Annotated in this window: 27 protein-coding genes; 9 read left to right on the top strand and 18 right to left on the bottom strand. The window is 70.0% G+C overall.

What is annotated here, in order from left to right:
• Nucleotides 1–128 precede the first annotated feature (128 nt).
• Together ABZ880_RS42630 and dacB are read right to left on the bottom strand one after the other, a co-directional pair.
• The gene (locus ABZ880_RS42630) at nucleotides 129–1,253 is read right to left on the bottom strand and encodes a zinc-dependent metalloprotease (protein ID WP_361275147.1); all 1,125 of its coding nucleotides are present in this window, start codon (nucleotides 1,251–1,253) and stop codon (nucleotides 129–131) included.
• A gap of 79 nt (nucleotides 1,254–1,332) precedes the next feature.
• Nucleotides 1,333–2,985: a D-alanyl-D-alanine carboxypeptidase/D-alanyl-D-alanine-endopeptidase gene (dacB, locus tag ABZ880_RS42625; RefSeq protein WP_361275144.1), complete on the bottom strand. Its 1,653-nt coding sequence runs from the start codon at nucleotides 2,983–2,985 to the stop codon at nucleotides 1,333–1,335.
• A gap of 79 nt (nucleotides 2,986–3,064) precedes the next feature.
• On the opposite strand from dacB, the gene ABZ880_RS42620 reads away from it, so the two are divergent.
• Entirely contained in the window at nucleotides 3,065–3,556 is a 492-nt protein-coding gene (locus ABZ880_RS42620) for an inorganic diphosphatase (protein WP_048586153.1), read from the top strand.
• Nucleotides 3,557–3,662: 106 nt separating this feature from the next.
• The gene (locus tag ABZ880_RS42615) at nucleotides 3,663–5,333 is read left to right on the top strand and encodes a threonine/serine exporter family protein (protein WP_361275140.1); all 1,671 of its coding nucleotides are present in this window, start codon (nucleotides 3,663–3,665) and stop codon (nucleotides 5,331–5,333) included.
• A gap of 7 nt (nucleotides 5,334–5,340) precedes the next feature.
• On the opposite strand, the gene ABZ880_RS42610 is transcribed toward ABZ880_RS42615, so the two are convergent.
• Nucleotides 5,341–6,189 (bottom strand): VTT domain-containing protein, encoded by an 849-nt coding sequence (locus ABZ880_RS42610; RefSeq protein WP_361275137.1) that lies wholly within the window; start codon nucleotides 6,187–6,189, stop codon nucleotides 5,341–5,343.
• Between the two features lie 140 nt (nucleotides 6,190–6,329).
• Here ABZ880_RS42610 and ABZ880_RS42605 point away from each other — a divergent pair, with 140 nt between their 5' ends.
• Nucleotides 6,330–6,695, top strand: a complete 366-nt coding sequence (locus ABZ880_RS42605; protein ID WP_361275135.1) for a YbjQ family protein — start codon at nucleotides 6,330–6,332, stop codon at nucleotides 6,693–6,695.
• 24 nt (nucleotides 6,696–6,719) lie between these two features.
• Here ABZ880_RS42605 and ABZ880_RS42600 read toward each other — a convergent pair whose 3' ends face one another.
• The gene (locus ABZ880_RS42600) at nucleotides 6,720–7,481 is read right to left on the bottom strand and encodes a MerR family transcriptional regulator (RefSeq protein WP_361275253.1); all 762 of its coding nucleotides are present in this window, start codon (nucleotides 7,479–7,481) and stop codon (nucleotides 6,720–6,722) included.
• Nucleotides 7,482–7,633: 152 nt separating this feature from the next.
• Between ABZ880_RS42600 and ABZ880_RS42595 the strand changes: the two genes are divergently transcribed.
• Both ABZ880_RS42595 and ABZ880_RS42590 read left to right on the top strand, forming a co-directional pair.
• Entirely contained in the window at nucleotides 7,634–8,911 is a 1,278-nt protein-coding gene (locus ABZ880_RS42595; RefSeq protein WP_361275132.1) for an ion channel protein, read from the top strand.
• 33 nt (nucleotides 8,912–8,944) lie between these two features.
• Entirely contained in the window at nucleotides 8,945–10,345 is a 1,401-nt protein-coding gene (locus ABZ880_RS42590) for a glutamate decarboxylase (RefSeq protein WP_361275130.1), read from the top strand.
• Between the two features lie 4 nt (nucleotides 10,346–10,349).
• Here the strand turns inward: ABZ880_RS42590 and ABZ880_RS42585 are convergent, their stop codons facing one another.
• The 6 genes from ABZ880_RS42585 to ABZ880_RS42560 form a co-directional block, all read right to left on the bottom strand.
• Nucleotides 10,350–11,111, bottom strand: coding sequence for an ABC transporter permease (locus ABZ880_RS42585; RefSeq protein ID WP_361275128.1), 762 nt, complete (start codon nucleotides 11,109–11,111; stop codon nucleotides 10,350–10,352).
• Nucleotides 11,108–12,061, bottom strand: coding sequence for an ATP-binding cassette domain-containing protein (locus ABZ880_RS42580; RefSeq protein WP_361275125.1), 954 nt, complete (start codon nucleotides 12,059–12,061; stop codon nucleotides 11,108–11,110). The genes ABZ880_RS42585 and ABZ880_RS42580 overlap by 4 nt, the downstream gene beginning before the upstream one ends.
• A gap of 72 nt (nucleotides 12,062–12,133) precedes the next feature.
• A complete protein-coding gene (locus ABZ880_RS42575) occupies nucleotides 12,134–12,775 on the bottom strand; it encodes a PadR family transcriptional regulator (protein WP_361275123.1) in 642 nt (213 codons plus the stop codon).
• Between the two features lie 24 nt (nucleotides 12,776–12,799).
• On the bottom strand, nucleotides 12,800–13,348 hold the full coding sequence (locus tag ABZ880_RS42570) for a DinB family protein (RefSeq protein WP_361275120.1): 549 nt from the start codon (nucleotides 13,346–13,348) through the stop codon (nucleotides 12,800–12,802).
• A 172-nt stretch (nucleotides 13,349–13,520) separates the two neighbouring features.
• Nucleotides 13,521–14,981 carry an aldehyde dehydrogenase family protein gene (locus ABZ880_RS42565; RefSeq protein WP_361275118.1) on the bottom strand — a complete coding sequence of 487 codons (1,461 nt, stop codon included), beginning with the start codon at nucleotides 14,979–14,981 and terminating at the stop codon, nucleotides 13,521–13,523.
• Between the two features lie 112 nt (nucleotides 14,982–15,093).
• Complete coding sequence (locus ABZ880_RS42560) at nucleotides 15,094–15,918, bottom strand: helix-turn-helix transcriptional regulator (RefSeq protein ID WP_361275250.1); 825 nt, start codon at nucleotides 15,916–15,918, stop codon at nucleotides 15,094–15,096.
• A 333-nt stretch (nucleotides 15,919–16,251) separates the two neighbouring features.
• Here ABZ880_RS42560 and ABZ880_RS42555 point away from each other — a divergent pair, with 333 nt between their 5' ends.
• Nucleotides 16,252–16,773 carry an ATP-binding protein gene (locus tag ABZ880_RS42555; protein WP_361275116.1) on the top strand — a complete coding sequence of 174 codons (522 nt, stop codon included), beginning with the start codon at nucleotides 16,252–16,254 and terminating at the stop codon, nucleotides 16,771–16,773.
• A gap of 84 nt (nucleotides 16,774–16,857) precedes the next feature.
• On the opposite strand, the gene ABZ880_RS42550 is transcribed toward ABZ880_RS42555, so the two are convergent.
• The 8 genes from ABZ880_RS42550 to rpmG form a co-directional block, all read right to left on the bottom strand.
• Nucleotides 16,858–17,076, bottom strand: a complete 219-nt coding sequence (locus tag ABZ880_RS42550; RefSeq protein WP_361275248.1) for a DUF397 domain-containing protein — start codon at nucleotides 17,074–17,076, stop codon at nucleotides 16,858–16,860.
• Between the two features lie 183 nt (nucleotides 17,077–17,259).
• Nucleotides 17,260–17,748, bottom strand: coding sequence for an SRPBCC domain-containing protein (locus ABZ880_RS42545; RefSeq protein ID WP_361275114.1), 489 nt, complete (start codon nucleotides 17,746–17,748; stop codon nucleotides 17,260–17,262).
• A complete protein-coding gene (locus ABZ880_RS42540; RefSeq protein ID WP_361275112.1) occupies nucleotides 17,745–18,101 on the bottom strand; it encodes a metalloregulator ArsR/SmtB family transcription factor in 357 nt (118 codons plus the stop codon). Before ABZ880_RS42540 ends, ABZ880_RS42545 begins: the two co-directional genes overlap by 4 nt.
• A 10-nt stretch (nucleotides 18,102–18,111) precedes the next feature.
• Nucleotides 18,112–18,483: a VOC family protein gene (locus tag ABZ880_RS42535; protein ID WP_361275109.1), complete on the bottom strand. Its 372-nt coding sequence runs from the start codon at nucleotides 18,481–18,483 to the stop codon at nucleotides 18,112–18,114.
• Nucleotides 18,484–18,553: 70 nt separating this feature from the next.
• Nucleotides 18,554–18,787 carry a 30S ribosomal protein S18 gene (gene rpsR / locus ABZ880_RS42530; RefSeq protein ID WP_361275106.1) on the bottom strand — a complete coding sequence of 78 codons (234 nt, stop codon included), beginning with the start codon at nucleotides 18,785–18,787 and terminating at the stop codon, nucleotides 18,554–18,556.
• Nucleotides 18,788–18,789: 2 nt separating this feature from the next.
• Nucleotides 18,790–19,917: a GTP-binding protein gene (locus ABZ880_RS42525; protein ID WP_361275104.1), complete on the bottom strand. Its 1,128-nt coding sequence runs from the start codon at nucleotides 19,915–19,917 to the stop codon at nucleotides 18,790–18,792.
• Entirely contained in the window at nucleotides 19,914–20,168 is a 255-nt protein-coding gene (locus tag ABZ880_RS42520) for a type B 50S ribosomal protein L31 (RefSeq protein WP_361275101.1), read from the bottom strand. Before ABZ880_RS42520 ends, ABZ880_RS42525 begins: the two co-directional genes overlap by 4 nt.
• Before the next feature lie 9 nt (nucleotides 20,169–20,177).
• A complete protein-coding gene (rpmG, locus tag ABZ880_RS42515) occupies nucleotides 20,178–20,342 on the bottom strand; it encodes a 50S ribosomal protein L33 (protein ID WP_361275099.1) in 165 nt (54 codons plus the stop codon).
• 63 nt (nucleotides 20,343–20,405) lie between these two features.
• Between rpmG and rpmB the strand changes: the two genes are divergently transcribed.
• The 3 genes from rpmB to ABZ880_RS42500 all read left to right on the top strand — a co-directional run bounded on the left by rpmB (nucleotide 20,406) and on the right by ABZ880_RS42500 (nucleotide 21,621).
• Nucleotides 20,406–20,642 carry a 50S ribosomal protein L28 gene (gene rpmB / locus ABZ880_RS42510; RefSeq protein ID WP_361275096.1) on the top strand — a complete coding sequence of 79 codons (237 nt, stop codon included), beginning with the start codon at nucleotides 20,406–20,408 and terminating at the stop codon, nucleotides 20,640–20,642.
• The gene (gene rpsN / locus ABZ880_RS42505; protein ID WP_361275094.1) at nucleotides 20,642–20,947 is read left to right on the top strand and encodes a 30S ribosomal protein S14; all 306 of its coding nucleotides are present in this window, start codon (nucleotides 20,642–20,644) and stop codon (nucleotides 20,945–20,947) included. The genes rpmB and rpsN overlap by 1 nt, the downstream gene beginning before the upstream one ends.
• Nucleotides 20,948–21,093: 146 nt before the next feature.
• Nucleotides 21,094–21,621: a hypothetical protein gene (locus tag ABZ880_RS42500; RefSeq protein WP_361275092.1), complete on the top strand. Its 528-nt coding sequence runs from the start codon at nucleotides 21,094–21,096 to the stop codon at nucleotides 21,619–21,621.
• Nucleotides 21,622–21,753 lie beyond the last annotated feature (132 nt).

Below are 21,753 nucleotides of genomic sequence, written 5' to 3'. Positions count from 1 at the left end.
TGGTGACAGAACCGGGCCGTTCCCCGAGCATCGCACGCCTACCCATGCCCCACGGTCCCTCGGACGGGTGATTGAAGGGGCGTTCGTCTGCCGTCGGCCGGAATCGGTTCACGACCTTCCCACGGTGTTCACGACTCGCTCTTGCGGTGCACCCGCGCGACCCAGTCCGCCGGTTTGGCGATCTCCGCCTTGGTCGGGAGGGTGTTGGGGGACGTCCACACTCGGTTGAAGCCGTCCATGCCGACCTGTTCGACGACGGCCCGTACGAACCGCTCGCCGTCGCGGTACTGCCTGAGTTTGGCGTCCAGACCCAGCAGCTTGCGCAGGGCCATGTCCAGTCGCGAGGCGCCCTTCGCGCGGCGCTGCTGGAACTTCTCGCGGATCTCGGAGACGGACGGCACCACGGCCGGGCCCACCCCGTCCATCACGAAGTCGGCGTGGCCCTCCAGGAGGGACATCACGGCGGTGAGCCGCCCGAGGATCTCGCGCTGCGCCGGGGTCTGCACGATCTCGACGAAGGAGCGCCCGCCGTCGTCCTCCTCGGCCTCGGGGCGTGAGCCGGCGAGGGACTGGGCGGCCTCGCGGATGCGCTCCAAAACCGTCATGGGGTCGACGTCGGTCTCCCCCAAGAACGACTGGATTTCACCCTCGAGGTGGTCGCGCAGCCAGGGCACCGCGCTGAACTGCGTGCGGTGCGTCTCCTCGTGCAGGCAGACCCAGAGGCGGAAGTCGTGGGGCTGTACGTCGAGTTCGCGCTCCACGTGCACGATGTTCGGGGCGACGAGAAGCAGCCGGCCGCCGCCGTGCTCCCCCGCCGGGAGTTCGCGCGTCGCCGGGGCGAAGGTCTCGTACTGGCCGAGGACCCGGGAGGCCAGGAAGGACAGCAGCATCCCGAGTTCGACGCCGGTGACCTTGCCGCCCACTGCGCCGAGGACCGCGCCGCCGGGGGTGTTGCCACGCCGCTCCTGCATCTTGTCGAGCAGCGGTTTGAGGATCTCCCGGAAGCCGGCGACGTTCGCCCGGACCCAGCCGGGGCGGTCGACGACGAGGACCGGGGTGTCGTGGGTTTCTTCCGTCCCCATACGAGTGAAGCCCCGGACGTGTTCCTCCGAGGCCTTGGCATGCCGGCGCAGTTCCGCGACGACGGCCCGGGCCTCGTCGCGGCTCACGTCGGGGCCCGGCCGCACGAGCCGGGTCGCGGTCGCCACCGCGAGATTCCAGTCGACCATCTCGGCACCACCGATGCTCGTCATGCGTCAACCGTACGTGAGCGTTCCCACTTGGGGCAGGCCGTGTGGGCTGGCGGGGGTGGACGTCGGTTCGGGTCCGGCGTCAGCCGCAACCGCACGCCGCCAGCGCCGTGGCGGTCTTGTCCAGGGCCGACTGGGCCTCCGACGGGCTGGTCGTGTCGAACGCCAGGAACGCAAAGGCCAGCAGGCGGCCGTCCTGGTCGACCACCGTTCCCGCCAGCGTGTTCACGCCGGTCAGGGTTCCTGTTTTCGCTCGTACGACTCCTGCCGCGCCGTTCGTGTAGCGGCTGGTCAGGGTGCCGGTGAAGCCTGCCACCGGGAGGCCCGTGAGGACCGGGCGGAGTTCGGGGCGGGATGGGTCGCCCGCCTTGACGAGGAGGGCCGTGAGCAGGTCGGCCGTCAGTCTGTCGTCGCGGTCGAGGCCGCTGCCGTCGTGGAACTCGGCGCCCTTGAGCGGGAGTTCGAGCTTCTTCAGCTGCGCTGCGATCGCGGAGGCGCCGCCCCCGAAGCTCGCCCGGCCGCCCGTCGCGGCGGCGGTCTGGCGGGCCAGTGCCTCCGCGATGTCGTTGTCGCTGTTGGTCAGCATGCGTTCGACCAGGTCCGAGAGGGGCGGTGAGGCGACCGAGGCCAGCGGCTCCGCGCGGTCGGTCGCCTTGGACGGCCCGGGAGACGTGGTCTTGATGCCGTGGTCCCCGAGGAACTCCCGGAACCTGCGGGCCGCGTCCGCCGCAGGGTCCGTCACGCGCGGGGCCGGGCCGCTCGTCGAGTCGTCCGTGCGTCCCTCGTCGGCCATCAGGGCGCTGACCGGCGCGAGGTTGTCGTTGATGCCGATGGGGTGGATCAGGGAACCGGCGTACAGGGTGGTGTCGTAGGAGAGCGTGACCTCGTGGATGTCGCGCTTCTCGAGCGCGGCCGCCGTCCGGTCGGCCAGGTCGCGCAGGCTCGCCCAGCCCTCGGCCTCCTTGTGGGCCGTCAGGGTCGGGTCACCGCCGCCGACCAGGACGAGTTCCCTGGTGTCGGGCTCCAGGGCCGTGCGGGTCGTCAGGCGGTGATCGGCGCCCATCGCGGAGAGCGCGGCGACCGCGGTGGCGATCTTCGTCGTGGAGGCGGGGGTCAGGGCGTCGTCGGCGCCCGTGCCGTAGAGGCGCTTGCCGCTGGCTACGTCGACGACCGCTGCGGTGTGGCGGCTGCCGAGCGCCGCGTCGTTCAGGAGGGGGCGCAGAACCTCGGAGAGGGCGGTGCCGGTCGGGGCCGACTTCACGGTGTTCGCGGAGCCGCCGAGGCCGGTCAGGACGGACCCTGCGCTGGGGGCGGGCCGGGGGATCCCGGTGGCCGTATCGGACGTATCGGAATTACGACCGTGATCTGTGCCACCCGTGCCTTCCAGGGCGACCGCTCGATCCGCCTCGGCCGTACGCTGACCGGTGGAGTCCCAGGGGCCGGCGGCGGTCGCCACTGTGGCGGCCAGCGCCAGACCGGCGGTGGCCGCGCCCGCGGTGTACTGCCAGGTCCTGACGGTCTTCGGCCGCGTGAACCGGACGGACCGCACGCGTGCGAGCTGCGGTTTCGTGGCGGCCGCGGCTCGTTCGAAGCCCGGTCGCACGGCGTTCGCGGCTCGTTCGAGATGCGGGCGTACGGTCCCGGCGGCCCGTGCCAGATGCGGTCGTACGGCGTTCGCGGCCCGCGCCACATGCGGTCTCGCGGCCCGCCAAGGCCTCAGCTCAGGCACGACCACCAGCCCCTTTCGCGATCACACACCTGCGTGAGGGACACTTAATCACCAGAACTATGTGCTGATCATGGAGGAGCCACCGGTGGAGTTCGACGTCACGATCGAGATTCCGAAGGGTTCGCGGAACAAGTACGAGGTGGACCACGAGACCGGTCGGATCCGCCTGGACCGTCGACTCTTCACCTCGACCGCCTACCCGACCGACTACGGCTTCGTCGAGAACACCCTCGGCGAGGACGGCGACCCGCTGGACGCGCTGGTCATCCTGGACGAGCCGACGTTCCCGGGCTGCCTCATCAAGTGCCGCGCGATCGGCATGTTCCGAATGACGGACGAGGCCGGCGGCGACGACAAGCTGCTGTGCGTTCCGGCGACGGACCCGCGCCAGGAGCACCTGCGCGACATCCACCACGTGTCCGAGTTCGACCGCCTGGAGATCCAGCACTTCTTCGAGGTCTACAAGGACCTGGAGCCCGGCAAGTCCGTCGAGGGCGCCAACTGGGTGGGCCGTACGGACGCCGAGATCGAGATCGAGCGGTCCTACAAGCGCTTCAAGGAGCAGGGCGGCCACTGAGCCCCCGGCAGTCTTTTCGGGCCGCACGCGTACGCGTGCGGCCCGTTCGCTTCTCTGTGCGCATACTGGGGCTTGCCGCACGCGTCGTACAGGGAGCATTACTCACGTGACGGATTTGGAGGACCGCAAGCCTCAGTCGGACGAGGCCAGGGGTGCATTCGATCCCGAGATCACATCCGAGTTCGCCGTTCCGGCGGGGCTCGCCGCCCCCAGAGCCGTCGCCGAGCCGGAGACCACGTCCGAGTTCGCCGTCCCGGACGGCCTGGACGTCCCGCAGCTGCCGGGTGCCGAGCCCGAGGGGTCCGCGTTCACCCTGCCGAGCACCTACAGCGCCCAGCAGGCCCCGGCCGCGTTCACGCCGGCGACCGGCGTCCCCGTGGTCAGCCTCACCAAGGACGCGCCCTGGCAGGACCGGATGCGCACGATGCTGCGCATGCCGGTGGCCGAGCGGCCCGCGCCGGAGCCGAGGGGCAAGGCGGAGGAGGACGGTCCGGCCGTCCCCCGCGTGCTCGACCTGACACTGCGCATCGGCGAGTTGCTGCTGGCGGGCGGCGAGGGCGCGGAGGACGTGGAGGCGGCGATGTTCGCCGTCTGCCGGTCCTACGGGCTGGACCGCTGCGAGCCGAACGTCACCTTCACGCTGCTGTCGATCTCGTACCAGCCCTCGCTCGTCGACGACCCGGTGACGGCCTCGCGGACGGTGCGGCGCCGGGCCACCGACTACACGCGGCTGGCGGCCGTGTTCCAGTTGGTGGACGACCTCAGCGACCCGGAGACCAGCATCTCCCTGGAGGAGGCCTACCGGCGGCTCGCCGAGATACGCCGCAACCGGCACCCGTACCCCACCTGGGTGCTGACCGGGGCGAGCGGGCTGCTCGCGGGGGCGGCCTCCGTGCTGGTCGGCGGTGACCTGATCGTGTTCGTCGCGGCCATGCTGGGCGCGATGCTCGGCGACCGGCTGGCGTGGCTGTGCGCGGGGCGCGGGCTGCCGGAGTTCTACCAGTTCACGGTGGCCGCGATGCCGCCGGCCGCGATCGGGATCGCGCTGACCGTGGCCCACGTGGACGTGAAGGCGTCCGCGGTGATCACCGGTGGGCTGTTCGCGCTGCTGCCGGGGCGGGCGCTGGTGGCGGGTGTGCAGGACGGGCTGACCGGGTTCTACATCACCGCGTCGGCGCGGCTGCTGGAGGTGATGTACCTCTTCGTCGGCATCGTCGTGGGCGTGCTCGTGATCCTGTACTTCGGGGTGAACCTGGGCGCCAAGCTCAACCCCGACGCGGCCCTGAGCATCACTCCCCGGCCCGGCTGGCAGATCGGCGCCTCGATGCTGCTGTCGCTGACGTTCGCGGTGCTGCTCCAGCAGGAGCGGTCGACCGTGCTGTGGGTGACGCTGAACGGCGGTGTCGCCTGGTCGGTGTACGGCGCGCTCCATGACGCCGGTGGCCTCTCGCCGGTTGCTTCCACGGCTGTGGCGGCGGGGCTGGTGGGGCTGTTCGGGCAACTGCTGTCGCGGTACCGGTTCGCGTCCGCGCTGCCCTACACGACGGCGGCGATCGGGCCCCTGCTGCCCGGATCCGCCACGTACTTCGGGCTGTTGTCCATCGCGCAGAACGAGGTGGACAAGGGACTGGTGTCCCTGGCCACGGCGGCTTCGCTGGCCATGGCCATCGCGATCGGGGTCAATCTCGGGTCGGAGATCTCGCGGCTGTTCCTGCGGATTCCCGGCGGGGCTTCGGCGGCCGGGCGCCGGGCCGCCAAGCGGACCCGAGGGTTCTGAGTGCCTGCTAGTAGCCCTGGTTGTACGGGTGCTGCTGGTTCTGCTGCCCGCCGTACTGCTGCGGGTACGGCTGCCCGCCGTACTGCTGGTTCGGGTCGTACGGCTGCTGCTGCGGCTGCTGGTAGTGCTGCCCGTAGTCCTGGTCGGCCGGCGGGATGCGGCGCAGCTGCGTCGTCGCGTCGTCCATGACCGGGGGCCGCCGGTGCTGGGCCGGAGCGGGCTGCTGGGGGTTCTTCCTGGCCTTGGAGCGGGCGCGGAGGAACTCGATGATGATCGGGATCACCGAGACGAAGACGATCAGGATGAGGATCGCCTCGATGTTCTTGTGGACGAAGGCCACATTGCCGAGCCAGGAACCCAGCAGGGTCACGCCCGCGCCCCAGAGCACGCCGCCGATGACGTTGAACGTGATGAACGAGCGGTACTTCATGCCGCTGACGCCGGCGATGATCGGCGTGAAGGTGCGCACGATGGGCACGAAGCGGGCCAGGACCAGGGACTTGGGGCCGTACTTCTCGAAGAACTCGTGCGCCTTGACCACGTTCTCCTGCTTGAAGACGCGGGAGTCCGGGCGGGTGAAGAGCGAGGGGCCGACCTTCTTGCCGAAGACGTAGCCCGCCTGGTCGCCGAGGATCGCGGCGACGCAGATCAGCAGGATCGCCGCCCACAGCGGGAAGTCCAGTGTGCCCGCGGTGATCAGCAGGCCGCAGGTGAACAGGAGCGAGTCGCCCGGCAGGAAGAAGCCGATGAGCAGGCCCGACTCCGCGAAGACGATGAGGAGCAGGCCCCAGATGCCGAACGTGTCGAGGAGATGGTTCGGATCCAGCCAGCTCGGGCCGAGGGCAAGCGTCGTCACGGTTCCGGGCTCCTGAGGGATGGGGGCGAGTACGGCGTACTCGTGCGGCCGCACAAAGCTATCAACGCCATGTGTCCTCCCCAGGTTCCCCCGGTGTCCACGGGATGCACTGTGGGCCGCCTGGGGCGAAGCTGTGAGCCATGGGTATCGACGAATACGGCGGCGGCCAGGGGCCCCAGCCGGACGTGCTGGTCGTGACGACGAACGACGTTCCCGGTTTCCGGGTGCAGGAGGTTCTCGGTGAGGTCTTCGGGCTGACGGTGCGCTCCCGCCATCTGGGCAGCCAGATCGGTGCGGGGCTGAAGTCGATGGTCGGCGGTGAGCTCAAGGGGCTCACCAAGACGCTCGTGCAGACCCGCAACCAGGCCATGGAGAGGCTCGTCGAGCAGGCACGCGCGCGTGGGGCGAACGGGGTCCTGATGTTCCGCTTCGACGTGACCGAGGCGGCGGACGTGGGCACGGAGGTGTGCGCCTACGGCACGGCCGTGGTCCTGGCCCGGGAGTGACCCTCGGGGTCCCGGGCCAGGTCACTAGGAGGTGTGCCGGGACGCGTTCGCCTTGATGGCGTCCCTGAGGTGTTCCGCGAGACCCGGGCGCATGGCGTCGTAGAACGCCTTGAAACGCTCGTCGGAGACGTACATGTCGCCCAGACAGCGGTGCATCTCGTACGGGCACTCGTAGAACCACCTGCTGATGTGCTGCCGGTGTTCCTCGGCCAGGTCCGTCGCGGCCTCACCGGCCGCCGGTTCACCGGCGGCCACCAGGGCGGCGTAGCGCTCGCTCCAGTCGTCGACCTCGGCCTGCAGGCGCTTCCAGTCCTCCTTGGTGTAGGTGGCCGCGCGGCGCTGCGACTCGGCGTACGCCTCGGTGCCGCCCCAGCGCGCTTCCGCCTCCTCGGCGTACTGCTCGGGGTCCTTGTCGCCGAATACCTCGAACCGCTCCTCGGGCGTGAGATTGATGCCCATCTTCCGTGCCTCCATGGCGTGCTCCACGGCCGCCGCCATCTTCTGCAGCTTCTCGATCCGGGCGGTCAGCAGCTCGTGCTGGCGGCGCAGATGCGCGCGCGGGTCCGCGTCCGGGTCGTCGAGCAGTGCGGCGACCTCGTCGAGCGGGAAGCCGAGCTCCCGGTAGAACAGGATCTGCTGCAGCCGGTCGAGGTCGGCGTCGCTGTAGCGCCGGTGGCCCGCGTGGCTGCGCTCGCTCGGGGCGAGCAGGCCGATGTCGTCGTAGTGGTGCAGCGTGCGCACCGTGACGCCGGCGAAGCCCGCGACCTGTCCCACGGAGTAGCCGATCCGTCCTGCCGAGTGGCTCACTTCGTCCGCTCCCTTCTCGGTACGCACTCCACGGTGGGTCCTCACGTCACGTGAGGTGCAAGCCGCACACAAGTCCCGCTTCAGGACGTCTTCGAGATGTTGAGTCAGTTTTGTCCCCTTATGGTGAGCCCGTGGCCCCCGACACCGCGCAGCAGGCGCCCGCCGCACCCGCGCGCGCGTTGCTGCCGCTGATCCTGCCCGCTCTGGTCGTGGGCGTGGGCGCGAGCCTGCTGTTCGTCGGGGTGAGCGAGGCGGCCGAGCAACTCCAGCACGTGCTCTGGGAGAACCTGCCGGACGCCCTGGGGGTGGGCCGGTACTCCGTGCTCTGGGTGCTCGTCATGCTCACCGCGACCGGGGTGGCGGTCGGGCTGGTGGTGTGGAAGGTGCCCGGTCATGCGGGGCCCGATCCGGCGACCGTGGGGCTGGACGCTCCGGTGCTGCCGTCTGCCGTGCTGCCGGGGCTGCTGCTGGCGACCGCGCTGATGCTGGCGGGCGGGCCGAGCCTCGGTCCGGAGAACCCGATCATCGCGGTGAACGTGGGGCTCGCCTTCTGGCTCGGCAGACGCCTGAGCCCGCGGCTGCCGGGCGGACTGTGGCCGGCGCTCGCGGAGGCGGCGACGATCGGCGCGCTGTTCGGGACGCCGGTGGCGGCGGCGCTGGTCATCTCCGAGGCGCTGGCCGGGCGGCAGTTGCAGGGGAAGCTGTGGGACAACGTGTTCGGGCCGCTGATGGCCGCCGCGGCCGGAGCCATCACGACCACCCTGGTGGCGCATCCGACCTTCGACCTGGATCTGCCCGCGTTCGGCCGGCATCCCAGCGGGGGCGATCTGCTGGCCGCCCTGGTGATCGCCCCGCTCGCCGCGGTACTCGGCATGTGCGCGGTCTACGCCTTCCCGTACGTCCACGGAGTCTTCCGGCGCCTCGGGCACCCGATGGTGGCGCTTCCGGCCGGCGGGCTCGTCCTGGGGCTGCTGGGGATCCTGGGCGGGCATCTCACGCTCTTCAAGGGGCTGGACGAGGTCGCGGAGCTGGCACGGGATCCCGACGGCCGGTCGGCGGGCGCGTTCGTCGGGATGGCGGTGGTGAAGCTGGCCGCGCTGCTCGTGGCCGCGTCCTGCGGCTTCCGGGGCGGGCGGATCTTCCCGGCGGTGTTCGTGGGCGCCGCGTTCGGGCTGGGTGCGCACGCGCTCGTGTCCGGTGTCCAACCGGCGCTCGGTGTCGCCGCGGGCGTCCTGGGCATGCTGCTCGCCGTCACCCGGCAGGCCTGGGTGAGCCTGTTCACGGCCGCCGTGCTGGTGTCCTCGCCCACGATCCTCGCCCTGCTGTGCATCGCCTCGCTGCCCGCCTGGCTGCTGGTGACCGGCCGGCCCCAGATGCAGCTGCGCGACGACGGAACTCCGCTCCGCTGACATCCGTTCCTCAGACGAGACGAGGTGATACCCATGCCGCTCCACAAAGGTTCCGAGAAGCCCGACGAGCGCCCGCTGTCGGTCAACCCCTTCTTCGGGGAGGCCAATCCGGTCGGCGGCATGACCCAGGCACCGCCCAAGCACCGCCTCCCGGACGCCCCGCTGCCGCCGATGACGGCGTACCAGCTGGTGCACGACGAGCTGATGCTGGACGGCAACTCCCGCCTGAACCTGGCCACTTTCGTCACCACCTGGATGGAGCCGCAGGCCGGCGTCCTGATGGCGGAGTGCCGGGACAAGAACATGATCGACAAGGACGAGTACCCGCGCACCGCCGAGCTGGAGCGCCGCTGCGTGGCGATGCTGGCCGACCTGTGGAACGCACCGGATCCGTCGGCCGTCGTGGGCTGTTCGACGACCGGTTCGAGCGAGGCGTGCATGCTCGCCGGGATGGCCCTCAAGCGGCGCTGGAGCAAGCGGAATGCGTCCCCTGCCGCCCGCCCGAACCTGGTCATGGGGGTCAACGTCCAGGTCTGCTGGGAGAAGTTCTGCAACTTCTGGGAGGTGGAGGCCCGGCTGGTCCCCATGGAGGGCGACCGCTTCCACCTCGACCCGCAGGCCGCCGCCGAGCTGTGCGACGAGAACACCATCGGGGTCGTCGGCATCCTGGGCTCGACCTTCGACGGCTCGTACGAGCCCGTCGCCGACCTGTGCGCGGCACTCGACGCCCTCCAGGAGCGCACGGGCCTGGACATCCCGGTGCACGTCGACGGCGCGTCCGGCGGCATGGTCGCGCCCTTCCTCGACGAGGACCTGGTGTGGGACTTCCGCCTCCCGCGCGTGGCGTCGATCAACACCTCGGGGCACAAGTACGGGCTGGTCTACCCGGGCGTCGGCTGGGCGCTGTGGCGCGACAAGGAGGCGCTCCCCGAGGAACTGGTCTTCCGGGTCAACTACTTGGGCGGCGACATGCCGACGTTCGCCCTGAACTTCTCGCGCCCGGGCGCCCAGGTGGTCGCGCAGTACTACACGTTCCTGCGGCTGGGCCGCGAGGGCTACCGGGCCGTGCAGCAGACGACCCGGGACGTGGCCCGGGGCATCGCCGACCGGGTCGAGGCGCTCGGCGACTTCCGGCTGCTGACCCGGGGCGACGAACTGCCGGTGTTCGCGTTCACGACGGCTTTGGGCGTGGAGTCGTACGACGTCTTCGACGTGTCCCGGCGGATGCGCGAGAAGGGCTGGCTGGTGCCCGCGTACACCTTCCCGCCGAACCGCGAGGACCTGTCCGTGCTGCGGGTGGTGTGCCGCAACGGCTTCTCGGCCGACCTCGCCGACCTGTTCATCGAGGACCTGACCCGCCTGCTGCCGGAACTGCGCCGGCAGCCGCAGCCCCTGACCAGGGACAAGGGGGCGGCCACCGGCTTCCATCACTAGTTGCCTAGCGGCTCATGTGCGCGAACTTCCGCACCGCCACCGGGAAGAACACCGCCAGCAGCCCCAACGGCCATACGACGGCCGCCCACACCTGCCCCGGCTCCCCGCCCGGGCCGCCGAGCAGGTCTCGTACGGCCGTGGCGGTCTGGGACATCGGGTTCCACTCGACGACCGTGCCCAGCCAGTCGGGCATGGACTTCGGGGTGGCAAGGGCGTTGGACAGGAAGCCGACCGGCCAGACCAGAATCTGCACGGCCTGCACCATCTCCGGCTTCCCGGCGACCAGCGCCAGATGGATGCCGATCCACAGCATGGCGAAGCGGAGCAGCAGCAACAGGCCCACGGCGCCCAGGAATTCGGCCGCGGACCCGTGCGCGCGCCAGCCGAGCGCGTACCCGACGCCGATCAGGATCGTCAGCCCCAGCGCCGACTGGAGCATGTCGGCGGCCGAACGCCCCACCAGGACCGCCCCGTTGGCCATCGGCAGCGAGCGGAATCGGTCGATCACGCCCTTGTCGAGGTCCTGGGTGACGGCGAGCATCGTGCCCTCCAGGCCGAAGGCCATGGTGAGCGCGAGCATGCCGGGAACCAGGTAGTCGCGGTACGCGCCGCTCACCCCTCGGCCGCCGCCGATCAGGTACGCGAACATCAGCAGCAGCATCACCGGGAAGACCAGCCCGACGACCAGCCGGCCCGGCTGCCGCGCCCAGTGGGCGAGTTCACGGCGGGTCATGGTCCAGGAGTCGGTCAGTGCGTACGTGGTCACGCGGCCTCCTCGACTCGGTGGTCACCGGTGAGATGGAGAAACACCTCGTCCAGCGTCGGTCGGCGCAGCGCGACGTCCTCCGCCTCGATACCGGCCTCCTCCAGGGCCCGTACGACACCGGATAGCGCGGACATGCGGTCGGTGACCGGGGCGCTGAGCAGACGGCGGTCGGGGTCGACCGAGATGTCGGGCTCGGGAATGGGCAACAGGGCGACCGCGGCGCCCAGTTGACCGGCGTCGCGCAGGACGACGTCGATGCGGTCGCCGCCGATGGCCGCCTTGAGCTCGTCCGCCGTACCCTCCGCGATCACCCGGCCGGCGTCGACGACCGAGATGCGGTCGGCGAGTTGGTCGGCCTCCTCCAGGTACTGCGTCGTGAGCAGGACCGTCGTACCGCCGCCGACCAGGGAGCGGACCGATGCCCACACCTCGGCGCGGCCGCGGGGGTCGAGGCCGGTCGTCGGCTCGTCCAGGAACAGCACCTCCGGGTCCCGGACCAGGGAGGCGGCCAGGTCCAGACGGCGCCGCATGCCGCCGCTGTAGGCGCGGACCGGCTTGCGGCCGGCGTCGGCGAGGCCGAAGCGCTCCAGGAGTTCGCCGGCACGCACGCGCGCGTGCCGTGCGCCCAGGTGGTACAGGCGGCCGAACATCTCCAGGTTCTGCCGGCCGCCGAGTTCCTCGTCGAGGGCCGTGTGCTGACCGAGCAGGCCGATGCGCAGGCGCACCGAGCGGGCCTCGGCCACCACGTCGTGCCCGGCCACCTCGATGCGGCCCGCGTCGGGCCTGAGCAGGGTGGACAGGATCCGGACCAGGGTCGTCTTGCCCGCACCGTTCGGGCCCAGGACTCCGTGCACCGTGCCGCGGGCGACCGTGAGGTCGAGCCCGTCCAGTGCGTGTTTCTCGCCGTACTTCTTGTGTGCTCCGTCGACGGTGATCGCCGCGTCGGCCACTGCCACTCCCTCACTAGTCAAAGTTGACTACCTAGGAAAGCTAACGCCGGAGTCCCGATTGGTCAAACTTGATTAGCGATCGTCCTCCGGGTGCCGCTCCCCGGTCGCGTACGGATTCTTCTGCCCCTCCACCAGGACGCCGACGAAGGGCTCGCCCTCCCCCGCGAACGTGTACGCCCCGCCCTCGATCCGGCCGATCAACCCCTGGGTCCACTCGGCCTCGGCGTCGGCCGTGTGGATCCAGAGGTTCATGATCTCGCCGATGTGGCCGAGCTGTTCGGGGCCGTCCTCGGGGATGTAGTGCTCGGTGACGGCCCCGCGCCACTCCTCGATGCGCCGGGTCCGCTCCTTCAGGAGGGACACCACCTCGGCGCGCGGCAGGTCGACCATGCAGCCGATGGCCGCCGACTTCACATCCATCTTCTGGTCGTAGGAAGTCAGCGCCTCGCGCACCAGCCTGAGGTACTCCTCGGTGCCCGCAGCGGTGATCTCGTACTCGGTGCGGGGCGGGCCGCCGGCCGTGGACGGTGCGATCTCGTGCGCGTGCAGCAGCCCTTGCTTGGCCATCTGCTTGAGCGCGTGGTAGATCGAGCCGGGCTTGGCGTTGGACCACTCGTGCGCGCCCCAGTACTCCAGGTCGTTGCGCACCTGGTAGCCGTGGGCCCGCCCGTGCTGGCGGACGGCGCCCAGCACGAGGAGACGGATCGCTGACATGGGGCCAGCGTAGGACCCGCGACGTCAGCCCCAGCTCGTGCCCTGCTCCTTGGCCACCAGCTCGAAGGCGGTGGCACCGTCCAGGGACTCCCGGATGATGTCGGCGTGACCGGCGTGCCGGGCCGTCTCGCGGATCAGGTGCAGACAGAGCCAGCGCACGGATACGCGGCCCTCCGGCGGGAACCACGGGTCGTTCGGCAGCGGGAAGGTGTCGTCGAGGCTCGGCACCGAGCGGATGTACGCCTCGGTCTCTGCGGCGACCTTCTCCCAGTACGCGAGCTGGGACGCGACGGTCTCGCCCTCGACGAGCTGGAACGTCTCGTGCCAGTTGGTCTCGTCCCGCTTGATCGCCGGCGGCTCCTGCTTGGCCCTGGCGATCCAGCCCTGCTCGACCTCGGCGACATGCTTCAGCAGACCGGAGAGGGACAACTCGCTGGCACTCGGCCTGCTCGCGGCCTGCTCCTCGGTGAGCCCGAGCAGCGCCCGGCGGATGCCGCCGCGCTGCTCCTCGATGAACGCGAGCAGCGCCCCGCGCTCGTCGCCCTGCGCCTCTGCCGGTACGTGCGTGACCATGACCGTCGCCTTTCGTCGGATCGGGACCTCGGGAGGCCTCCTGACACCGACGAAGCTACGGGGCGTTTAGGTCAGGTTCTGTCCTCAATCGGAGGCTGGCGCAAAGAGTGGCGGCCATGCACCCAGTGTGCACATGAGCACATGTCCGCCACCCTGCCGCGCGAAGCCTCGCTCAGAACGGGAACCCACTCCGCCCGTGCTGCACCGAGATCCACTTCTGCGTGGTGAAGCACTCGACGGTGCCCTCACCGTTGAGGCGGCCGACGCCGGAGCTCTTCTCGCCGCCGAAGGGGACGAGGGGCTCGTCGTGGACGGTGCCGTCGTTCACGTGGAACATGCCGGTGTCGATCTGCTTGGCGAAGGAGACGCCCCGCTCGATGTCACCGGTGTGGACGGCGCCGCTCAGGCCGTACGGCGTGTCGTTGACGATGCGTACGGCTTCCTCCTCGCCGTCGAAGGGGATGACGAAGGCGACCGGGCCGAAGACCTCCTGCCGGAGCAGGGCGGAGTCGGCGGGGACGCCGGTGAGGACGGAGGGCTCGACCAGGTTGTCGGTGGTCTCGCCGCGCACCAGGGCCGTCGCACCCTCGGCGATCGCCTGCTCGACCGTGGCCGAAAGGGAGTCCGCCTGCGAGGAGTTGATCACCGGGCCGATGACGGTCTGCGGGTCGCGCGGGTCGCCGACCTTGAGGGTCCTGACCTTGGCGACGAACTTCTTCGTGAACTCGTCGGCGATCGAGCGGTCCACGAGCACGCGGTTGGCAGCCATGCAGACCTGGCCCTGGTGGACGTAGCGGCTGAAGACCGCAGCGTCGACCGCGTAGTCGATGTCGGCGTCGTCGAGGACCACGATCGCGCTGTTGCCGCCCAGTTCGAGGACCGTGCGCTTGAAGTGCGAGGCGCAGACGGTGGCGACGTGCCGGCCGACCTTGTCGGAGCCGGTGAAGGAGATGACCTTCGGGATCGGGTGCTCGATGAAGGCGTCGCCGATCTCCGCGATGTCCGTGATGACGACGTTCAGGAGACCGGCGGGCAGACCCGCGTCCTCGAAGATCTTCGCGACCAGGGAGCCACCGGTGATCGGGGTGTTCTGGTGCGGCTTGAGGACCACGCCGTTGCCGAGCGCGAGGGCCGGGGCGACCGACTTGATCGACAGCAGGAAGGGGAAGTTGAAGGGGCTGATCACGCCCACGACACCGACCGGGACGCGGTAGAGGCGGTTCTCCTTGCCGTCCACCGGCGACGGGAGGATCTTGCCCTCGGGGCGCAGCGCCCACTGGATCGACTCGCGCAGGAACTCCTTGGCGAGGTGGAGTTCGAAGCCGGCCTTCAGATGCGTGCCGCCGAGCTCGGCGATGATCACCTCGGTGATCTCCTCCTGACGCTCCTCGATCAACGCAAGGGCCTTCTCCAGGACAGCACGGCGCGCATACGGGTTGGTCGCCGCCCACTGCTTCTGCACGCGGGCCGCCGACTTGTACGCGTCGTCGACCTCGTCGACCGTGGCTATCGTGATCGACGCCAGCTTCTCGCCGTCGTACGGGTTGAAGTCGATGATGTCCCAGGAGCCCGTGCCCGGGCGCCACTCACCGTCGATGTACTGCTGGGCCAGGTCGGTGAAGTACGACGACATGTGATCCCCAAATCACTAGCAGACACACGATCAACATCACGGTCTGATCACACGTCATCGTACTTGCGACGCAAGTGAGTTGGGGACTGAGAGCAAACTTATGGGGAGAACCCTAGGAAAGTTGGAGGAGACCTCGTAGAAGATCGCGGCTCTCGTCCAGTCCCGGGCTGTCCTGCTGGAGCTCCTTGAGGGCCTTCTCGTACTGGGTGACGTCCTCGCGCTTGTCCAGGTAGAGGGCGCTGGTGAGCTGCTCCAGGTAGACGACGTCGGTCAGATCGGACTCGGTGAAGCTGAGGATCGTGAACGCGCCGCTCTCGCCCGAGTGCCCGCCGAAGCTGAACGGCATGATCTGCAGCCGTACGTTCGGATGCTCGGAGATCTCGATCAGGTGCTGGAGCTGACCGCGCATCACCTGCCGGTCACCGTACGGGCGGCGCAGGGCCGCCTCGTCGAGGACGATGTGGAAGTCCGGGGCGTTCTCGGAGACGAGGTACTTCTGCCGCTCAAGGCGCAGCGCCACCCGCTTCTCGATGTCGGCCGCGCTCGCGCCCTTCATACCGCGCTGTACGACTGCACGTGCATACGCCTCGGTCTGCAGCAGACCGTGCACGAACTGCACCTCGTACGCCCGGATCAGGGACGCCGCGCCCTCCAGCCCCACATAGGTGGGGAACCAGCTCGGCAGCACGTCCGAGTAACTGTGCCACCAGCCCGCGACGTTGGCCTCCCGGGCGAGGGAGAGGAGCGAGGTGCGTTCCTGCTCGTCCGTGATGCCGTACAGCGTCAACAGGTCTTCCACATCACGCGTCTTGAAGCTCACCCGGCCCAGTTCCATCCGGCTGATCTTCGACTCCGACGCGCGGATCGAGTAACCCGCCGCCTCGCGCGTGATCCCACGCGCCTCGCGCAGTCGCCTGAGTTGCGAGCCGAGCAGCATGCGCCGCACCACCGATCCGGGCTCTCCCACGCTCACGTTCGCCAGCCTCCCCAACGCCTTCAGGGGCCGAAGTCTGCCACTAAAACACTCCGAGCAGTACTCGTCCGATTACAGAGAAGGAAAGAAGCCAAAGATTCTGCACAGGAACGAGGAAGGAGTTGGCAAGTAGGGGGAGAGAAGATGGCGGAAAAAATGGCCAACAAGCGGTACGGGAGGGTCCAATTCGGTCGCGTGCACGTGCATCTGCACCTTGCATCTGCACCGCGCATCCAAGACCATGGTCTCGCGCAACCGCTGCATCGCAACGACCGCGAATTCCCGGGAGTGCCTCGCATGGGGACGAATGGATCGACCATGCTCGAGCCGTTACGGCAGGGCCTTCCGCCGCTTGATCCCGCGGCCGTGTCCAACGCCGCCTCCTGCGCCCTTCCCGCCCGCTACGAGGCGGTCCGCGAGGCGAGACTCTTCACCCGCAGAACGCTGGACCAGTGGGATGCGGGCGACCGCTTCGACGACATCTGCCTGGTCGTCTCCGAGCTGGTCACCAACGCCCTGCGGCACGGCCTGGCGGCGACCGGCGCGCGCGTACCGGATCACAGCCCGAGCGTGCGGCTGCACCTGATGCGCTGGACCGAGCGGCTGGTGTGCGCGGTGCGCGACCCGAGCAACGACAGCCCGGTCGCGGGCGAGGCGGACGACTTCTCGGCGGAGTCGGGGCGCGGCCTGTTCCTCGTCGACTCCTTCGCCGACAGCTGGGGCTGGCACCCGCTCGCGGGCACGCTCGGCGGCAAGGTCGTCTGGGCGCTGTTCCGGCTGCCGCTGCCTCCGGCCGCGTCCGCCGACTGCTCGGAGTGAGCGGCCGCGGCGTTTTTTGACGCCGCGGTTCTACGCGCGTTACGGCGACGCGGCGGTCCGGGACGGCCCGGAGTGCCCTCTTCGTCAGCCCGCTATCAGGTGGTCGAACTCGCCGTCCTTGATGCCCAGGAGCATCGCCTCGATCTCCGCGCGCGTGTAGACGAGCGCGGGACCTTCGGGGAAGCGCGAGTTGCGTACGGCCACGTCACCGCCGGGCAGCCGGGCGAACTCCACGCAGGAGCCCTGCGAGTTGCTGTGCCGGCTCTTCTGCCAGGCCACCCCGTTCAGCTCCGTGGCTGCCATGCCGTTGTACACGTCGTTGTACACGTCGTGGTCCACAGGTCGCTCCCGGTGGTGCGGTGGCCTTGGGGCCAGTGATGCAGTGGTCAACTGGTCCGGATCATAGCTGTGTTCACGTGCGGATGCATGAGCAGATGCACGTGCACGCGGGGTGTTTCTGTGGTTACAGATGTGACGTACGTGGTGCTACACCCGTTCCAGCGCTTGCCCCAGAGCTCGCATCACATGCGTTCTCCAGCCCCCGCCCATGATCGTCCGGGCCATCAGCTGTGCGGGGTCGTCGGGGTCGAATCCTTCGTGCACTAGGAAGAGACGTGTACCGCGGCCTTCTTGTTCCAACTTCCACGTGATGGTCCAGTCCGCGGGATTGGCCGGATCGGCATCCGCCCAGCGGACGGAGAGCATCCGCTCGACGTCGTAGGCGAGGACCTCGACGTCCACAACACCGGAGAAGTCGGTGTTGGGCCGCGGTACGGAGGTGAGCCGGTATCGGTGGCCGATCTCGAGGCGGAAGTCCTCGGAACCGTGCATCTGCCACTGCACGAGCAGCTCGGGTTCGGTCAGGGCGCGCCAGACCTTGGCGGGCGGGTGCGGGAAGAACTGGTCGACGCGGACGACGGTGAGGTCGTCGTCAGGACCGTCGGAGGGTCGGCCGCCTGCTGGTTCGGTGCTCATGTCGGCCCATCGTCGGGCATGCGGTCGAGGAGGTCGCCGAGGCCCTTCAAGCGGTCGCGCCAGAACCGCTCGTACGGATGGAGCCAGTCCTGCACCTCGGCGAGGGGGGCCGCCTCGAGGCGGTAGATGCGCTGCCGGCCGGAGCGCTGCTCGGAGACGAGGCCCGCGTCGCGCAGCACCTTCAGGTGCTCGGAGAGGCTGGGGCGGCGCATGTCGAAGTGTTCGGCCAGCGCCTGGACGGGCTGGGGCCCGCCGTCGCGGAGCAGCCGCAGCACCTCGCGGCGGGTGGCGTTGGCGAGCGCGGCGAAGACGCGGTCCGCCACGGCCTCTTCGCGGGCCCCGGTTGCGGTCATGCCGGCCTTCCTACTGGTGTGCCTCCGTGAGCAGCAGCAGACCGTTGCCGTCGGGGTCCGTGAAGGACGCCATGCGGCCCCACGGGAGATCGTCGGGCCCCTGCACCGCGATCCCCGCCTCCGCGAGCCGGGCGCAGTCCGCGTCGACATCGGTCGTGACCAACATGATCCCCCGGGCCGAACCGGCCTCGAAACCGCCCATCCCGGGACCGGAAAGCGTGAAGACGGTCTGCGCTCCCTTCGGGGCCACCTGGAGCCAGCGCCCCTGCGGCATGTCCAGGTCGGCGGTGACCTCGAAGCCGAGGACGTCCGTGTAGAAGCGCAGGGCGCGGTCCTGGTCGGAGACGGGGAGGGTGACGAAGGAGGCGTGGGTGATGTTCATGGGCACGACGATAGGTAGGAGATTCCCTACATGTCAAACGTAGGGAATCTCCTACCCATTGGCGGTGCGCTCAGCGGCTGCCGTACGGCAGGAGTGCCATCTCCCGGGCGTTCTTGATCGCTCGGGCCAGCAGTCGCTGCTGCTGGGCCGTGACTCGGGTGACGCGGCGGCTGCGGATCTTGCCTCGGTCGGAGATGAACTTCCGCAGCAGATCGGTGTCCTTGTAGTCGATGTGCGTGATCCCGGCCGCGTCCAGTGGGTTGGGGCGGTCCTTGGCGGGCTTGCGGTCGGGCTTGCGGGCCATGGTCAGACCTCCAGGAGGGCGTCGAAGGCGGGCGGCAGTCGTTTCCAGGCGTCGCGCCCGGCGGCGTACTCGGCGTCGGTCAACAGGCAGGACTCCAGCAGGTGTTCGAGCCCGTGGCGGTCGAGGCCGGGTGAGGTGAAGACGAGGTGCTGGCAGCAGTCGCCGTGCTCCGCGTGCCAGTCCAGCGCGGCGGCGGCTCGCCGCACCGGCGGGACCATGTCCCAGGCGGCGTCGGGGAGCGCGGCCAGCCACGGCCCGACGCTCTCCACACACAGCGCCCCGCCCGCCGCGTCCCAGTGCAGCAGCGTGTCCGGCTTGTCGGCGAGCCAGAACCGGCCCCGACTGCGGGCAGCGGCGCAGGTCAGGTCCTCCAGCGCCGCGTAGAGCCGCTCCGGGTGGAAGGGGCGGGTCCGGTGCCATACGAAGGTGGAGACACCGTGGGCATCGGCCTCGGCGGGGAGGAGGGCACAGGCCGGGTGCTGGGCTGCGGCCGCCGCTTCGACGTCGAAGCCGGCGAGCGCCGCGCCCGCCAGGTCGCCGTGGCCGATGACGACCTGGCGGGCCGTCGGGTGCAGCTGCTCCAGCAGCTCGCGGTCCTCGTCGTCGGCCTCGGCAGATGCGGTGACGGCGAGGACGGGGGCGTACTCCAGCTGGCGCGCGAACGTGTCCGCGACCGTCCGCTGGTCCGTGGCCGCCGCGGCGAGGCCGCCCTCGGCGAGGTCGTCGCCGTTGCCGAGGCAGGGCAGGACGAGCGCCGGGTCGACTGCGGTGATGACGCCGGTGACCATCAGGCCACCGGCCACGACGACCTCGGCCATGGCCTTGGGCTCGACGGAGTCCCACAGCTCGACGACGGCGAGGCGGGTGCCCCCGGCGTCCGCGAGCCGGCGCAGCTCGGGGACGAGGTCCTCCCTGAGCGCGCAGCAGGCGCAGTCGTTGACGAGGGGCGTCTCGCCGGCCGACACGAGGCCGGTCGCGTCGCGGATCGTCCGCATGACCGTGCCCGCCGCGGCCGTCGCGAGGTCGTGGTGGAGTACGACGCTGCCGGGGACGTCGGCCAGCAGTTGGGCGACGGCAGCCTTGCGGGCGTCGGCGTGCAGGCCGCCGAGGATCACGACCGACAGGCTCACGCCCCGCCCCGCTTCCCGAACCGGCGCTCGAAGCGCTCCACTCGGCCGGCGGTGTCCAGGACGCGGGCCGCGCCGGTGTAGAAGGGGTGGCTGACGTTCGAGATCTCGACGTCCACGACCGGGTAGGTGTGGCCGTCCTCCCACTCGATCGTCTTCTCGCTCGCCATCGTCGAGCGGGTGAGGAAGGCGTGGTTCGCGGCGCGGTCACGGAAGACGACGAGACCGTAGGCCGGGTGGATTCCCTTGCGCATGGCGGTGGTTCAGCGCTCCTCTCGGAAGTCGACGTGGCGGCCGGCGACCGGGTCGTACTTGCGCACGATCAAGCGGTCGGGGTCGTTGCGGCGGTTCTTGCGGGTCACGTAGGTGTAGCCGGTCCCCGCCGTGGAGCGGAGCCTGATGACCGGGCGGAGTTCGTTGCGAGCCATGCTGGTACCTTACTGAAAATGAATTCCATTAGCGACCATCGCTTCAGGAGAGGTACGTCACCCATGTCCGCGCACTGCATGCTGACCGGCGCCCAACCCGGCTTCGGCAACCGCATCTCCCACTCCCACCGGCGCACTTCCCGCCGCTTCGACCCCAACATCCAGAGCAAGCGGTACTGGCTGCCGAGCGAGGGCCGGTACGTACGGCTGCGGCTGAGCGCGAAGGGGATCAGGACCGTCGACACGATCGGCGTCGAGGCGGCCGTGGCGCGGATCCGTGCCCGGGGGGTGCGGGTCTGATGGCGAAGAAGAGCAAGATCGCGAAGAACGGGAAGCGGCAGGAGACCGTCGCCCGCTACGCCGAGCGGCGCGCCGAGCTGACGGAGATCATCCGGCGCCCGTCGTCGACGGAGGCCGAACGGCTCGCCGCCCAGCAGGAGTTGCGGCGCCAGCCACGCGACGCGAGCGCGACGCGCGTACGCAACCGGGACCAGGTGGACGGGCGGCCGCGCGGATACTTCCGGGCGTTCGGGCTGTCGAGGGTCTCGCTGCGGGAGCAGGCGCATGCGGGGTACTTGCCGGGGGTGCGCAAGTCGTCCTGGTGAGCGCGGGTGGGTCTCGTGAATCTCACAGCCGCTCCCCATGGTCCGGACGGCCGTCCCTGGTAGCTTGCTGCGGGCGTTCGGGCCGTGCGGCCCGGCCCACCGGCTACGGCTTGCTACTGCTCGTTGCTACTGCTTGGGAGCTACCAGTGACTTCGGCGACCTTCACGCGTCCCTCTCGCACGGTGTCGCGCCGGCCGGTGCGGATCGCGGCGGCGGCCGCGGGGCTGGCGGCGGCGCTCGTGCTGACCGCATGCAGCAGCGGCGGCGACTCCGACGACGACTCCTCGTCCAGCCCCTCCCCCTCCGCGACCTCCACCGCGGACACCGGCGGCGGCACCGGCGGGACGACGACCGCGTCCGACAGCCTGCAGGGCAGCTGGCTCGCCACGACCGACGGCAAGGCCGTGGCGCTGGTGATCAACGGCAAGCAGGCCGGGCTCTTCTCGACCGGCGGGGCCGTGTGCAGCGGGACCGCGGGCAAGGAGGCCGGCATGCAGATGCTCCACCTGAACTGCACGGACGGCAGCAAGGCCCGGGGGACGGGCATGGTCGACTCCGTGACCAAGAGCTCGCTGCAGATCACCTGGTCCGGCAGCACCGGCAAGGAGACGTACACCAGGTCGGAGGGCGGGACGCTGCCGTCGGGGCTGCCCACGGCGAGTCTGGGGTCGTAGCCTCCCGACTCCCGAAGTCCGGGATCGTAGCTCCCCACCCCTTGGGACGTAGCTTTCCGGGGCCCCGACGAGTTGGTGGGGGCAGGCAACCGCTTCATGGGTCGGTGCGTGATGATCCATGCACGCGATCAC

The sequence above is a fragment of the Streptomyces sp. NPDC047043 genome (assembly GCF_040644055.1).
Taxonomy (GTDB): Bacteria; Actinomycetota; Actinomycetes; order Streptomycetales; family Streptomycetaceae; genus Streptomyces.
The sequence above is the reverse complement of the archived record's forward strand: the minus strand, read 5'-3'. Positions and strand labels throughout refer to the sequence as shown.